The sequence below is a fragment of the Amantichitinum ursilacus genome (assembly GCF_001294205.1).
Lineage (GTDB): Bacteria > Pseudomonadota > Gammaproteobacteria > Burkholderiales > Chitinibacteraceae > Amantichitinum > Amantichitinum ursilacus.
This window is the reverse complement of record NZ_LAQT01000001.1, coordinates 251,978-265,856: the sequence shown is the minus strand read 5'-3', so window position 1 is coordinate 265,856 and position 13,879 is coordinate 251,978. Positions and strand designations below refer to the sequence as shown.

The window sequence follows — 13,879 nt, the reverse complement described above, 5'->3', positions numbered from 1 at the left end:
GTTGATCGGATCAGCGCCAGGGTTTACTTGGATTTGGCGTTCTTCACGAATTCTTCCAGCTCTTTAAAGCTGGGGCGCTCGGTGGAGTTAAGCGCTTTGCGACCAAATTCCACCGCCACTTGCGGCGCATAGCCATTCAGGCTGGCCAGCATGGTGGTCTTGATGACGGTAAACGCCTGGTGCACGGCGGCATTGCGCGCTTCCAGAATGGCCGCCAGCGGGCCGACAAAACCGTAGGCCAGCAAAATACCCATAAACGTACCCACCAGCGCTGCGCCAATTAGCTTGCCCAGCTCGGACGGCGGCAAGTGCAGCGAACCCATGGTGTGCACCACGCCCATCACCGCCGCCACAATACCGAAAGCGGGCAAGCCATCGGCCAGTTTGGTCACCACGGTGACCGGGTCGGCGGCTTCGTGATGGTGGGTGTCGATTTCCACATCCATCAGGTTTTCGATTTCAAACGCGTTGAGGTTACCGCCCACCATCAATCGCAAATAATCGGTGATGAATTCGACCAGATGGTGGTCATGCGCCACTTTGGGATATTTGCTGAAGACCGGGCTGTTATGCGGATCTTCCACATCGCCTTCAATCGACATCAAACCTTCTTTACGAATTTTGGACAGCAGCTCAAACATCAGCGCAAACAAATCCATATAAAAGTTTTTGTTGTAAGGCGGGCCTTTAAACAGCAAGGGAATCGACTTGAGGAAAGCCTTCATCGGCTTGCCGCCATAGCCGACGATGGTGGCGCCAATACCGCCACCAAAAATAATGATGATTTCGACCGGTTGCCACAGCACGCCCAATTCGCCGCCGTGTGCCGCATAGGCGCCAAAAATACAGGCGACCATGAAAATATAACCAATGATGACGAACATGCGCCGTGTGTTCCCTGTATTGAATTCCGGGGGTCTGCCGTGAGTAACGGCGCTTTGATTTTTCTATGTAGACCAGCGCGCTGCTGTGCGCCTGATCAACACAGACATCCGTGATACCACCAACGTTTGTGGCCCCTTATCCGGATGTCATTTATCCCGCATTCCCGCAGTTTAGAGGCAAGGGCTTGTAAGCGACAACCCAGGCTTACTCCCAGAGCGACATTTGTGCGACGGCCATGCGCACCGGAGCAAAGCTGTTGCGGTGAATCGGACACGGCCCGAGGCGTTTGAGCGCGGCCAGATGTTCGGGGGTGCCGTAGCCTTTATGGCGGGCGAAACCATAATCGGGCCAGGTTTCGTGGTGCTGCAGCAGCTCGCGATCGCGCGCCACTTTGGCCAGGATGGACGCGGCCGAAATGCACGCCTGCAGCGCATCGCCGCCTATGATGGTTTGGACTTCGCACGACAATTGCGGCGCGCGATTGCCGTCGATCAACGCCAGTTCGGGCGGTGTATGCAGGCCCGACACGGCGCGCTGCATGGCCAGCATGGTGGCCTGCAGAATATTGATCTGATCGATTTCTTCATGCGTGGCAAAGGCGATGGACCAGGCCAGCGCTTTTTCCTGGATTTGCGGAAACAGCTTTTCGCGCTGTGCTTCGCTCAGCTTTTTGGAATCGTCCAGCCCCTTGATGCGATGGCGCTGCGGCAAGATCACCGCCGCGGCAAACACCGACCCCGCCAGCGGCCCGCGTCCGGCTTCGTCGACACCACACACCAGTTTGATCGGCTTGCTTGCCGTGATCGGATTAGCCGGCACGTCCTTTCCCCAGAACCTTGACCACCGCGTCGGCGGCACGGTCGGCCGCGCCGCAGCGCAATTGCTCATGAAACTCGGTGAAACACGCGTTGATCTGCGCCGCGAAGCGCTTGTCATCGATCATGTTGGAAACCGCCTGGACGATATTGTCGGCGGTGGCTTCGTATTGCAGTAATTCGGGCACCACAAAGCGCGCCGCCAAAGCGTTGGGCAAGCTGATGTAAGGCGTTTTAATCTTTTTGCGCACCATGCGATAGGTGAAGTTGGTCAACCGGTAGGTGACCACCGTCGGGCGTTTGGCCAGCATGGCTTCCAGCGCGGCGGTGCCGGACGCTACCACGATGGCGTCGGACGCCTGCATGGCTTCATGCGCGTGCCCGAACATCAAGCGGAAAGGCAGTTCTTGCGCGCCCTGCTTCCACATTTCGGTTTCGAACATATCGCGCGTTTCACGCGTGATAAACGGCACCAGAAAGACGGCGCTGGGATAGCGTTCAAACAGTTTGCGCGCGGTTTCGACAAACAACGCCGCGTGCAGCGCCAGTTCGCTCTGGCGACTGCCCGGCAGCATGGCGAACACGGTCGATGCGACGGGCACGCCCAGCGTCTCGCGCAACGCCGGTTGATCGGGCTGCAGCGGAAACTGGTCGGCCAGCGGATGGCCGACATAGGTGGCGGGAATGCCCGCCTGGCGGTACAGCGCTTCTTCAAACGGAAACAGCAACAGCACGTGCGACACCGACTGGCCAATTTTCTTCAGCCGCTCGGAGCGCCACGCCCAGATCGATGGGCTGACGTAATGCACCACCGGAATGCCTGCGGCTTTGCACGCAGCTTCGAGGCCCAGATTGAAATCGGGCGCATCGATGCCGATCACCAGATCGGGTTTCTCGCGCAGGATGGCGTCTTTCAGCTCGCGCCGGATACGCAGCAGCTCGGGCAGATGTTTGATCACCTCGGCATAGCCGCGCACGGCCAGCTTTTCCATCGGCACCACGCTGTGCGCGCCTTCGGCTTTCATACGCGGGCCCGCAATGCCGCTGTAAATGGCGTTGGGCAAACGTTGACGTAGCGCTTCAATCAGCGCAGCGCCCAGCAGATCGCCCGAGGCTTCGCCCGCGACAATGGCAATACGCGGATGACCGCCCGCTTGCGGAAAGAGTCGATCTATCATCGGCTCACACGGTGTACAGAGTTAACAAACAAGCCAGCGCGGGCGCGGCTCAACGGATAATGCCACGGTCGCTGGCTTGCACAAATGCCAGCATCTGGCCCACTTCAGGCGAGCTTTGCGCCATCTCGGCCAGCGCCGCTTGCGCGTCTTCCATGCTCAGCGATTGCCGATAAATAGCTTTGTAGGCACGCTTGACCGCGCTGATCTGCTCAGCGCTATAGCCGTGACGGCGCATGCCTTCGCTATGCACGCCGGCCGGCTTGGCGCGATTGCCTGCGGCGACCACAAACGGCGGCACATCTTGCGAAATTGCGGCGGTAAACGCGCTCATCGCGTGCGCGCCGATGCGGCAGAACTGGTGCACGGTGGTAAAGCCACCGAGGAACACCCAGTCTTCTACGTGGACATGGCCTGCCAGCGTGACGTTATTGGCAAAGATGGTGTTGCTGCCAATGCGGCAATCGTGCGCCACATGCACGTAGGCCATGATCCAGTTGTTGTCACCTATGCGCGTCAGGCCTTCGTCTTGCGTAGTGCCGGTCGAGACGGTGACGTACTGGAAAAACGTATTGCCATCACCGATGGTTAGCCGGGTCGGTTCGCCCTTGTACTTTTTGTCTTGCGGGTCGCAACCGATGCTGCCAAACGAGTGAAAGCGATTGCGTGCGCCAATGGTGGTCACGCCACTGATGACCACGTGCGCATCGACCACGGTATCCGCGCCTATCGTGACATCGCCACCAATAATGGCGTACGGGCCGACCACCACGCTGTCATGCAGAACCGCGCGCGGATCAACCACGGCGGCGGGATGAATATGTGCCATAAATGCGGGTCCTGAAAGGATGAAGCGGGCATAACGCCCGCCGCAACTGCCTGCCTGATGGGTCTTGCTCTGGCGCGGTTACAGGCTCTTGTTAACCTTGCGTTCTGCGCACAACAGCTCGGCTTCCGCCGCCAGCTCGGTGCCGACATAGGCCTTGGCCGCGTACTTGTAAATGCCACGCTTGGACTGCAGCAGCTCGACGCAAAGCGTTAATTGATCACCGGGCACCACCTGGCGCTTGAAGCGCGCATTGTCGATGCCGGCAAAGAAATACAACGAGCTACCATCGGGCTCTTTGCCATCGCTTTTAAACGACAGCACGCCAGCGGCTTGCGCCAGCGCTTCCATGATCAGCACGCCCGGCATGACCGGATAGCCCGGAAAATGGCCCGGAAAGAACGGCTCGTTGATGGTGACGTTCTTGATGGCCTTGATCGACTTGCCCAGTTCAAGTTCGATAACGCGGTCAATCAGCAAAAATGGATACCGGTGCGGTAAGTATTTGATGATTTCATTGATATCCATTGTTTCGCTCATTCTTCCTCCTGCGCCGCGGCAGTGTCTTGCGCCGCCAGCTTTTTTTCCAGTTGTTTGACCTTGCCGCTCAGTGCATCAAGGTGCCGCAAATGCGCGGCGTTTTTGAGCCACTGATCGTGGGTCTGCACGGGGCTACCCGCGTAAATACCTTTGTTGCGGATCGACTTGGACACCAGCGCCGAATTCAACAAGATGACGTCGTCGCCAATCTCGATATGGCCGCCCATACGCGTAGCGCCGCCAAACTGGCAACGCGCGCCGATGCGCACCGAACCCGAAATGCCACTCATGGCGGCCATGGCGGTGTGTTCCCCGACGTGGACGTTGTGGCCCAGCATGACCAGGTTATCAATACGCACGCCGTTGCTGAGCACGGTGTCGTCAATCGCGCCGCGATCGACCGTGGCATTGGCGCCGATCTCGACGTCATTGCCCAGCACCACACGGCCAATTTGCGGGATTTTTTCCCAATGATCCTTGGCCCACGCGTTACCGAAACCATCCGCGCCGATGACTGCGCCCGGATGCAAAATGCAGCGCTCGCCCAAAATACATTCGTTCATCAATGTGACATTGGGATAAAGAATGCTGCCCGCGCCGATCTGCGCATTGGCGCCGACAAATACATTGGCGCGCAACACCACATTAGCGCCGATCACCGCGCCCGCCTCGACCACCACATTGGGGCCGATCTGCGCGCTGGGATGTACTTGCGCGGTTTCATCCACCGTGGCGCGCGGATGAATGCCGGGCTGCACGGCCGGGGCCGGATGCAGCAAGGCGGCAGCGCGCGCGTAGTACAGATAAGGGTCATCGGTAAGGATGGCCGGCTTGCTGATCCCCTCGGCATCGGCCGGGCGAATCAGCAGTGCGGCGGCCTGACTGGCCAGCGCCTGGCTTTTAAAGCGCGAATTGGACAAGAAGGTCAACGCATCGGACTGCGCGTTTTCCAGTGCCGCGATGCGGCTGACCTGGACATCCTCACCCTGCAGGGTGCCGCCGAGGGCGGTAATTAATTCTGATAAAAACATACACCGCTCACTTGTCTGACAGCAGCTTGAGCACCTTGTCGGTGATATCAATGCGCGGACTGCGATAGGCCGCTTCCTGCAAGATCAGATCATATTTTTCGTTGTTGGCAATTTGCTGGATCGCGTTGTTCACACGCTCCTGAATGCCCGACAACTCTTCATTGCGGCGCGAGTTCAAGTCTTCATTAAGCTCGCGCTGCATCCGTTGGTAATCGAGGTTAAGCTTGACCAGCTGGCGCTCTTTGTCCTTGCGATCCGCGTCGGCCAGGCCGCCCTTGTCGAGCTGCGCCTGCAGGGCTTTGCCCTGATCCGCCAGCTTTTGCACGTCTTGCCGGCGGCCTTCGAATTCCTTCTCCAGCCGCTTGGCCGCACGTGCTGCCGGCGCCGATTCTTTCAGGATGCGATCGGTATCCACAAAGCCGATGCGCAGACCGACATCAGCGGCCATCGCTGCAGTCGAGACTAACGCAACGCACAACAACATTCCGATCTGTCGCGCTAACTTCATGCTTGCAACCTCTTTTCTATATCCGGTCAGAAAATATTGCCGATCTGGAACTGGAACGATTCCGTCTCATCGCCCGGCTTGGACTTCAGCGGCTTGGCAATACTGAACTTGAGCGGACCGATTGGCGAGACCCACGAGAACGCGGCGCCCACCGAATAACGGTTATCGCTGAACGAGAACTTGTCGTTCGGGCCCCACACGCCGCCCGAATCGGCAAATACCGACAGACGCGTGCTGTGGTCGTTCTTCATGCCCGGCATCGGGAAGAACAACTCGAAGCTGTTGGTCAGCATCTTGTTGCCGCCCATGCCGTCGCCGTATTCATCCTTCGGACCAATCGTGCCGTACGAGAAACCGCGCACCGAGTTCACACCACCGGCGTAGAAGTTCTTGTAGAACGGGAAGTCGGTGTTGCCATAGCTATTGCCGTAACCGGCGGCCAGGTTCCACATCGCCGCAAAGTCTTCGCCAATCGGCACCCAGTACTGACTGGTGGCGTTCAGGCGATAGTACTTGAGGTCCGAACCTGGGATCGAGGCTTCAGCCGAGGTATTGAACGACCAGCCTTGCGTGGGGTACGAAGCGCTGTCACGCGTGTCACGCGCAAAGCGGATCGTGGAGTTGAATGTGCCGGTTTTGTTGCCGTATTTGTTGACGAAGTCCTCGACATAGGCCGGGGTCGACGTCGTGGTATCGATCTTCAGATTGTCGTAACCGAAGGACCAGCCGATGCGGTTTTCTTCCGTCACCGGCAAGCCGAACGTGAGCGCACCGCCCCAACCATTGGTGGTGTAGTTACCCAGGTTGTTGTACGACGGATCGGTATCGCGCTTGTAGAAGTTCCAGCCCATCGAGATGCCATCCGGCGTCGCGTACGGGTCAGTCAAGCCTAGCGAATACACGCGCTGCGACGAGCTGTTGTTGAATTCAGCCGAGAACTGTTTACCGCTACCCAGGAAGTTGGTCTGCGAAATCGACGCGATCAACACCACGCCTTCCGACTGACCATAGCCCGCACCGATGTTGAACTGGCCGGTTTTCTTTTCGGTGACGCGGACGTTCATGTCGACCTGATCGGGCGCATCGGGCACCGGCGGGGTGTCGATGGCCACTTCCTGGAAATAATCCAGCTGTTCCAGGCGCTGCTTGGAACGCTTGATCTTCGAGCCATCATACGGCGCGGATTCAACCTGACGCAGCTCGCGGCGCACCACTTCATCCCGCGTCATGGTGTTGCCAACCACGTTGATATTGCGCACGTAAACGCGACGACCCGGATCCACGTAGAAGGTAAACGCGACGGTGTGGTTAACCTTGTCGACGTCCGGTACGGCATTGACGTTGGCAAACGCGTAACCGTCAACACCCAAGCGATCGGTGATTGCCGCAGTGGCTTTGTTCAGTTTCTGGCGCGAGAAGGTCTCACCGGCCTTGATCTTGACCAGTTTTTCCAGCTCGGCCTGCGGGATGGTGCTGTCGCCGGCGAACTTGACGTCGGTGACGGTGTACTTCTCACCCTCGGTGATATTGATCGTCAGGAAAACATCTTCCTTGCTTTCCGAGATCGCTACCTGGGTCGAATCGATATTGAATTCGAGATAGCCGCGGTCCATGTAGTACGAACGCAGGGTTTCCAGATCAGCCTGGAATTTCTGGCGCGAATACTGATCGTCCTTGGTATACCAGCTCATCCAGCCCGGTGTGCTTAACGACAGCTCACCCAGCAGGTCTTTTTCTTTAAAGACCTTGGCGCCGACCAGGTTGACTTGCTGGATCAGCGCGGTTGCGCCTTCCGAGATATTGAATTCGATACCCACGCGGTTGCGTTCGAGACGCGTTACCGTGGTCTTGACGATCACCGAATAACGGCCGCGCGAGTAGTACTGTTGTTTGAGTTCCTGCACTGCGGCATCGAGCGTGGCCTGCTCGAAAATACGGCCTTCAGTGAAGTTCTGGCTACCCAGCGCCTGCTTGATCTGGTCTTTCTCCAGCAGCTTGGAGCCATTGATGTTGATCTGGGCGATAGTGGGGCGTTCGTCGACGGTAACCACCAGCACTTCACCATTGCGCTCCAGGCGCACATCGTTGAAAAAGCCAGTCGCGAACAGCGCCTTGATGGCGGCCTGCGCCTTTTCGTCGTCGAGCGTGTCGCCGACTTTAAGAGGCAGATAATTGAAAACCGTACCCGCATCGGTACGTTGTAATCCTTCTACGCGGATATCCTTAACGACGAATGCGTCGATAGCCCATACCGGGAGTGCGCTCACGGACAGTGCAGCGCCAAGCAACAGGGAAAGCGTTTTTAATTTCATGTGTCGGATCGGATTCTGGCGGAATCAGCCAGTTATGAGTCGGTAGAAATCGTTATACAGCGCGAGCGCCATCAAGCCGGCAAGAAAGAGGAGGCCCAACCGCATGCCGACTGCTTCCACTGTGGCGGACACCGGTCGTCCGGTCAACAGTTCGGCAGCATGATACATCAAATGCCCGCCATCAAGCAGGGGCACAGGTAACAGGTTAAGTATCGCCAGACTCAAACTGACCAGCGCCAATGTATCGATAAATGGCTCCAGTCCGGCCTGTGCGCTTTGCCCTGCCATCTTGGCAATCGTCAGCGGTCCACCTACCTGGCTGGCCGAAACGTGGCCGGTGATCATGCGGCCAAACAGCACGCCGTTCAGCCGGATGGTTTGCCAGGCCTTATTGACAGCCTCACCCAATGCCGCTACCGGGCCATAGCGCAACTTCATTTGCTGACTGGCCCATTGTTTTTCGTCCGGCGTGGGTGCGACGCCCAAGCGCCCGATTTGTTTACCTTTTTCCGTTACCACATCCGGGTGCGCCGTCACCTCAACTTGCTGACCGTGGCGCAGCAAACCAATGCGCAAGGGGGCGCCGGCGCTTTGGGCAAGCTGATGCTGCAACATGCTCCAGCCTGTTAATGGCTGGCCGTTCAGGCTCTGCAAAAGGTCACCTTGCTGGATGCCCGCACGCGCGGCCGCACTGCCCGGCGACACCTCGGACACCTGCGGCACGATATGCATCGGGGACACGCCCAGCTTGTTGAGCGTGTCGGCGTCGACGCTCTCGATACCATAAGCGACCGGGTCGATAGAAACGGCTACATCCGCACCATTACGCTGTAATAACACCGAGAACTTTTTGCCCTGACTGGCGGCATCAAGCAAACCGGTCTGGATATCGTCCCAGCTGCGCACCGGCGTTTGATCAATGCGCTGGATACGGTCGCCCACGCGGATGCCGACATGGCTGGCGACGGTATCAACGCCGACATCGCCCACCACCGGGGCCAGCGTGGAGACGCCCACCATAAACAGCACCCAGTAAAACGCGAGCGCCAACAACAGATTGGCGGCCGGACCGGCCACGACCACAGCCATTTTCTTGAGCGGATGCTGGCGATTGAAGGCGCGATCCAGATCAGCCGCAGGCACGGGCGATTCGCGCTCATCCAGCATGCGCACATAGCCACCGAGCGGGATGGCGGCAATCTGCCAGGTGGTTTCGCCGCGCTGCCAACGGTACAGCGCTTTGCCAAAACCGATAGAGAAGGTCAGCACCTTGACGCCGCAACGGCGCGCCACCCAGTAGTGACCGAATTCATGCACGGTCACGAGGATGCCCAGTGTAACGATAAACGAGAGCGCCGCGACCAGGCCGTTCATGGGGTTAGCGCTCGCGCAGCCACTGTTGCGCCACTTCGCGCGCGTGCGCGTCGGCTTGCAACAGCAGATCGATGGAGGCGTCGCTGGCATTGCTGCAGCACACGCCGAGCGTGTGTTCGATTAACGCCGGAATGCCATTCCAGTCCAGTTGATGATCGAGGAAAGCAGCTACCGCGACTTCGTTGGCGGCGTTGGCGATTGCGGTAGCCGGGCCACCCTGGCGCAACGCTTCAAACGCCAGCCGCAGACATGGAAAGCGCTTGAGATCAGGCTCCTCGAAATCGAGGCGCCCTACTTTAAACAGGTCGAGTTTTTCGACGCCCGATTCCACGCGCTGCGGATAGGCCATGCCATAGGCGATCGGCGTACGCATGTCGGGCGCGCCCAATTGGGCCAGTACCGAGCCATCTACGTATTCGACCATCGAATGCACGATGCTCTGCGGATGCACTACTACCGTGATTTCATCAGGGCGGGCATTAAACAACCAGTGCGCCTCGATGACCTCAAGGCCTTTGTTCATCATGGTGGCCGAATCCACCGAAATCTTGCGACCCATCGACCAGTTGGGATGGCGCACCGCTTCTTCGGGAGTGATGGCGGCCAACGTTTCCAACGGACGGGTACGGAACGGGCCACCTGAAGCGGTTAGCAGAATCCGGCGCACACCGGCTTGTTGCAGCGTGCCGTGATACGGATGTTCGCGATGCGCACGCGGCAGTACCTGGAAGATGGCGTTGTGTTCGCTATCGATCGGCAGCAGTTCTGCGCCTGCAGCGGTGACGGCATCCATAAACAGCTTGCCCGCCAGCACCAGCGTTTCTTTGTTGGCCAATAACACGCGCTTGCCGCATTGCGCCGCGGCCAGTGTCGGCTTCATCCCGGCCGCACCCACGATGGCGGCCATGACGGTATCGACTTCCGGCGCGCAGGCCACTTGTTCGAGCGCGGCTTCGCCACACAACACTTCGGTTTCGAGCCCCGCAGCGCGCACCATGCCACGCAAGGTTTCGGCGGATTGCTCGGTTAGCACCACAGCGTAACGCGGCGCAAACTGTTTGCATTGTTCCAGCAACCGATCCAGTTGCGTGGCGCCACTGATGGCAAACACGCGATATTGGTCGGGATGGCGGGCCACTACATCGAGCGTATTGACGCCAATGCTGCCAGTGGCGCCAAGGACGGTGAGTGTTCTGAGGGTCGGTGCGGTCATGGATTGCCGTAGTTTTCTAGAGCGCCGCGGAAACAACCGGGCGATTAATGCTGGATCAGCCAGGGCCAGAGCAAGGCGGCGATGGGCAGGATGGCAAGCAGACTGTCGACGCGATCAAGCACGCCACCGTGGCCCGGCAGCAACTGGCTGCTGTCTTTGATACCGGCCTGGCGCTTGAACAACGATTCCATGAGGTCGCCCACAATCGAAACCGCGGTCAGCGCCCAGGCGGCGAATACCAGCTTCCACAAGGGCAGCGTGGTAAAAGCGCCCAGCACCAGCGCATAGATAGTAATGCCGACCAGCGCGCCCGCGACGCCTTCCCAGGTTTTGCCCGGACTGATGGCGGGTGCCAGCTTGTGCTTACCGAAGGCTTTGCCGGAGAAATACGCGGCCGTATCAGCCACCCATGCAATCGCCATCACCAACAGCAAGGGCAACGGGCCAGCTTCGGCGCGCAAGGTAATCAGAGCCAGGCCGGCCGCAACCAGCAGCAGCACGCCCGGCAACGCACCGTTGGCCAGCGTGCTTCGCAAGGTCCAGCGCTTGCGCAGCCACAACGGCGCAATCACAAACCAGAACACACTGGCGGCAGCCAGCGTAGGCCACAGCCACGGCGCATGAAACACAAAGGTCTGGCCCGGCGACAATGCCATCACCAGCGCGCCGACCAGCACACCCAGCGCCACGCGGGCCGGCATGCGGTAACCGCACAGCGCGCCCCACTCCCAGGCGCCCAGCGCAGTCACAATGGCGGCAAACGCGGCCCAGCCCGGCGCACCCAGCAAAAACAGGGCGGCCAGCACCACGGGAATCAGGATCAGCGCGGTAATGACTCGGGTTAGCAGCATGTCAGGGCGTTACGCTTTGCAGTTGTTCGCTGATACGGCCAAAACGACGCTCGCGGCCGCGATACCAGTCAATGGCGGTTTCGATGGCGGCCTGATCAAAATCGGGCCACAACATATCGGTGAAATACAGTTCGGTATAGGCCAGGTGCCACAGCAAAAAGTTGCTGATGCGCCGCTCGCCCCCGGTGCGGATAAACAGATCAGGCTCGGGCGCGTACGACATCGCAAAGTACGGCGCCATATCGGCTTCAGTAAAACGCGTGGCCAGATCAGGGCGATCGGCCAGCAGGCGGTGCGTGGCCTGCAGCACATCCCAACGTCCACCGTAATCCGCAGCAATCGACAGCGTCACGCCGGTATTGCCTGCGGTGCGGCTTTCGGCGGCTTCGATCATCGTGACCAGCTCGGCGGAAAAGTGGGTGCGGTCGCCCACAATCTTCAGACGGATGCCGTTTTCGTGCATGCGGTCGATTTCGGACTGCAACACGCGCAAGAACAAACTCATCAGGAACGAGACTTCGTCCGCGGGGCGGCGCCAGTTTTCGCTGCTGAATGCAAACACGGTCAGATATTTCACGCCCAGCGTATCGCACGCGCGCACTGCGCGGCGCAGCGCTTCCACGCCTTTTTTATGGCCAAATACGCGCGGCATCAGCCGCTGTTTGGCCCAGCGCCCGTTGCCATCCATGATGACGGCAATGTGCTCGGGCACAGTGGCGACATCTTGCGGCGTGTCTACCGTTGAACTGCGAAAAATACCCAACCCGCACCTCGGAACAAACTTCAGGTTTTGATACAAAACGGCGGCCACCATTGCTGGAAAGCCGCCGCTGCGGTGGCCGTAATCAGACGGTCATCAACTCTTTTTCTTTCTCGGCCAACGCCTTGTCGATCTCGGCGATAAAGCGGTCGGTCAGTTTCTGCACTTCTTCCTGGCCACGGCGCTCGTCGTCTTCCGAAATCTCTTTATCCTTGAGCATGTTCTTCAGATCGTTGTTGGCATCGCGACGGATGTTACGCGTGGATACACGCGCACCTTCGGCCTCGGTGCGCACCACCTTGATCAGGTCTTTCCGGCGCTCTTCGGTCAGCATCGGCATCGGCACACGAATCTGGTCACCGTTGGTGGCCGGGTTCAGGCCCAGGTCGGAATCGCGAATCGCTTTTTCGACCTTGCTGATCATGTTCTTTTCGTACGGCTGCACGCTGATCGTGCGCGCATCGGCCAGCGAAATATTGGCGACCTGGTTTACCGGCACCGGCGAACCGTAGTAATCGACCTGGATATGGTCCAGCAAGCCGGTGTGTGCACGGCCGGTACGTACCTTCATCAGATCGGTCTTCAACGCTTCCAGCGTCTTCTGCATTCTGGTTTCGGTATCTTTTTTGATCTCGGGGATCATGACTAAGCCTCTTTAAAGCGAAGGTCGGCCCCTTGCAAGGCGCCGACTGTCAAAACGGTAAGGTAATGCCAGAGAAGCTCAGCAGTGTACCAGCGTACCCTCGTCTTCCCCAAGCACCACGCGCTTGAGCGCGCCCGCCTTGAAGATGCTGAACACGCTGATATTCATCTTCTGGTCACGACACAAGGCAAACGCAGTGGCGTCCATCACCTTCAGATTACGGCTGATGGCTTCGTCAAACGTAACGGTGTGATAACGCACGGCGTCCGGATTCTTCTTGGGGTCGTCGGTGTACACGCCATCCACCTTGGTGGCTTTCAGCACGATATCCGCACCCACTTCCATGCCGCGCAACGCGGCGGCGGTGTCGGTGGTAAAGAACGGGTTGCCCGTGCCGGCACCAAAGATCACCACTTTGTTTTCTTCCAGATAGCGGATGGCTTTGCCGCGGATATACGGCTCGGCTACTTGCTGGATGGTCAGCGCAGATTGCACGCGGCTGACGACGCCTGCATGGCGCATGGCGTCTTGCAGGGCCAACGCGTTCATCACGGTGGCCAGCATGCCCATGTAATCGGCCGTGGCGCGGTCCATACCTGCGGCAGCCGGCGCCACGCCGCGGAAGATGTTACCGCCGCCAATCACGATGGCAACCTGCACGCCCAAATCCACCACGCCCTTGATTTCATTGACGATGCGCTCGATGGTCACGCGGTTGATGCCGTAGCTATCTTCCCCCATCAAGGCCTCGCCAGACAGTTTGACCAGGATACGTTTGTATTTGGGTTCGAGGCTCATGCGAGATTCCTTAAGCGAGGGGTATAAAACGGGAATTTGACCGCGGTACGGTCGAAGTATGCACTTGGCGATGCCTTGTGAGCATGGCGAAGCACACACCAGGCGAACAAACGCCGCGCGTCGCCGCGCGGCGTTGGTATTGCGTGTC

The 13,879-nt window shown here is 58.9% G+C and carries 14 protein-coding genes; all 14 read right to left on the bottom strand.

All coding sequences use genetic code 11. The features are described from left to right. Positions 1 to 23 precede the first annotated feature (23 nt). Positions 24 to 884 (bottom strand): flagellar motor stator protein MotA, encoded by an 861-nt coding sequence (motA, locus tag WG78_RS01155; protein WP_053935945.1) that lies wholly within the window; start codon positions 882 to 884, stop codon positions 24 to 26. Between the two features lie 205 nt (positions 885 to 1,089). Continuing rightward, positions 1,090 to 1,704: a ribonuclease HII gene (gene rnhB / locus WG78_RS01150; protein ID WP_236691956.1), complete on the bottom strand. Its 615-nt coding sequence runs from the start codon at positions 1,702 to 1,704 to the stop codon at positions 1,090 to 1,092. Next, positions 1,694 to 2,878: a lipid-A-disaccharide synthase gene (gene lpxB / locus WG78_RS01145; protein ID WP_053935944.1), complete on the bottom strand. Its 1,185-nt coding sequence runs from the start codon at positions 2,876 to 2,878 to the stop codon at positions 1,694 to 1,696. The genes rnhB and lpxB overlap by 11 nt, the downstream gene beginning before the upstream one ends. A gap of 49 nt (positions 2,879 to 2,927) precedes the next feature. Then, positions 2,928 to 3,704: an acyl-ACP--UDP-N-acetylglucosamine O-acyltransferase gene (gene lpxA, locus WG78_RS01140; protein WP_053935943.1), complete on the bottom strand. Its 777-nt coding sequence runs from the start codon at positions 3,702 to 3,704 to the stop codon at positions 2,928 to 2,930. Between the two features lie 78 nt (positions 3,705 to 3,782). Further along, the gene (gene fabZ / locus WG78_RS01135; protein WP_201782310.1) at positions 3,783 to 4,241 is read right to left on the bottom strand and encodes a 3-hydroxyacyl-ACP dehydratase FabZ; all 459 of its coding nucleotides are present in this window, start codon (positions 4,239 to 4,241) and stop codon (positions 3,783 to 3,785) included. Next, entirely contained in the window at positions 4,238 to 5,272 is a 1,035-nt protein-coding gene (gene lpxD, locus WG78_RS01130; RefSeq protein WP_053935942.1) for a UDP-3-O-(3-hydroxymyristoyl)glucosamine N-acyltransferase, read from the bottom strand. The genes fabZ and lpxD overlap by 4 nt, the downstream gene beginning before the upstream one ends. A 7-nt stretch (positions 5,273 to 5,279) precedes the next feature. Continuing rightward, a complete protein-coding gene (locus WG78_RS01125; RefSeq protein WP_053935941.1) occupies positions 5,280 to 5,780 on the bottom strand; it encodes an OmpH/Skp family outer membrane protein in 501 nt (166 codons plus the stop codon). Between the two features lie 26 nt (positions 5,781 to 5,806). Further along, complete coding sequence (gene bamA, locus WG78_RS01120) at positions 5,807 to 8,047, bottom strand: outer membrane protein assembly factor BamA (RefSeq protein ID WP_236691955.1); 2,241 nt, start codon at positions 8,045 to 8,047, stop codon at positions 5,807 to 5,809. A 69-nt stretch (positions 8,048 to 8,116) separates the two neighbouring features. Continuing rightward, the gene (gene rseP, locus WG78_RS01115; RefSeq protein ID WP_053935939.1) at positions 8,117 to 9,466 is read right to left on the bottom strand and encodes an RIP metalloprotease RseP; all 1,350 of its coding nucleotides are present in this window, start codon (positions 9,464 to 9,466) and stop codon (positions 8,117 to 8,119) included. A gap of 4 nt (positions 9,467 to 9,470) precedes the next feature. Further along, entirely contained in the window at positions 9,471 to 10,679 is a 1,209-nt protein-coding gene (gene ispC, locus WG78_RS01110) for a 1-deoxy-D-xylulose-5-phosphate reductoisomerase (RefSeq protein WP_053935938.1), read from the bottom strand. A 44-nt stretch (positions 10,680 to 10,723) separates the two neighbouring features. After that, a complete protein-coding gene (locus WG78_RS01105) occupies positions 10,724 to 11,530 on the bottom strand; it encodes a phosphatidate cytidylyltransferase (protein ID WP_053935937.1) in 807 nt (268 codons plus the stop codon). A 1-nt stretch (position 11,531) separates the two neighbouring features. Beyond that, entirely contained in the window at positions 11,532 to 12,287 is a 756-nt protein-coding gene (gene uppS, locus WG78_RS01100) for a polyprenyl diphosphate synthase (protein ID WP_373278967.1), read from the bottom strand. An 88-nt stretch (positions 12,288 to 12,375) separates the two neighbouring features. Continuing rightward, positions 12,376 to 12,933, bottom strand: a complete 558-nt coding sequence (frr, locus tag WG78_RS01095; protein WP_053935935.1) for a ribosome recycling factor — start codon at positions 12,931 to 12,933, stop codon at positions 12,376 to 12,378. A gap of 78 nt (positions 12,934 to 13,011) precedes the next feature. Continuing rightward, entirely contained in the window at positions 13,012 to 13,731 is a 720-nt protein-coding gene (pyrH, locus tag WG78_RS01090) for a UMP kinase (protein ID WP_053935934.1), read from the bottom strand. Positions 13,732 to 13,879 lie beyond the last annotated feature (148 nt).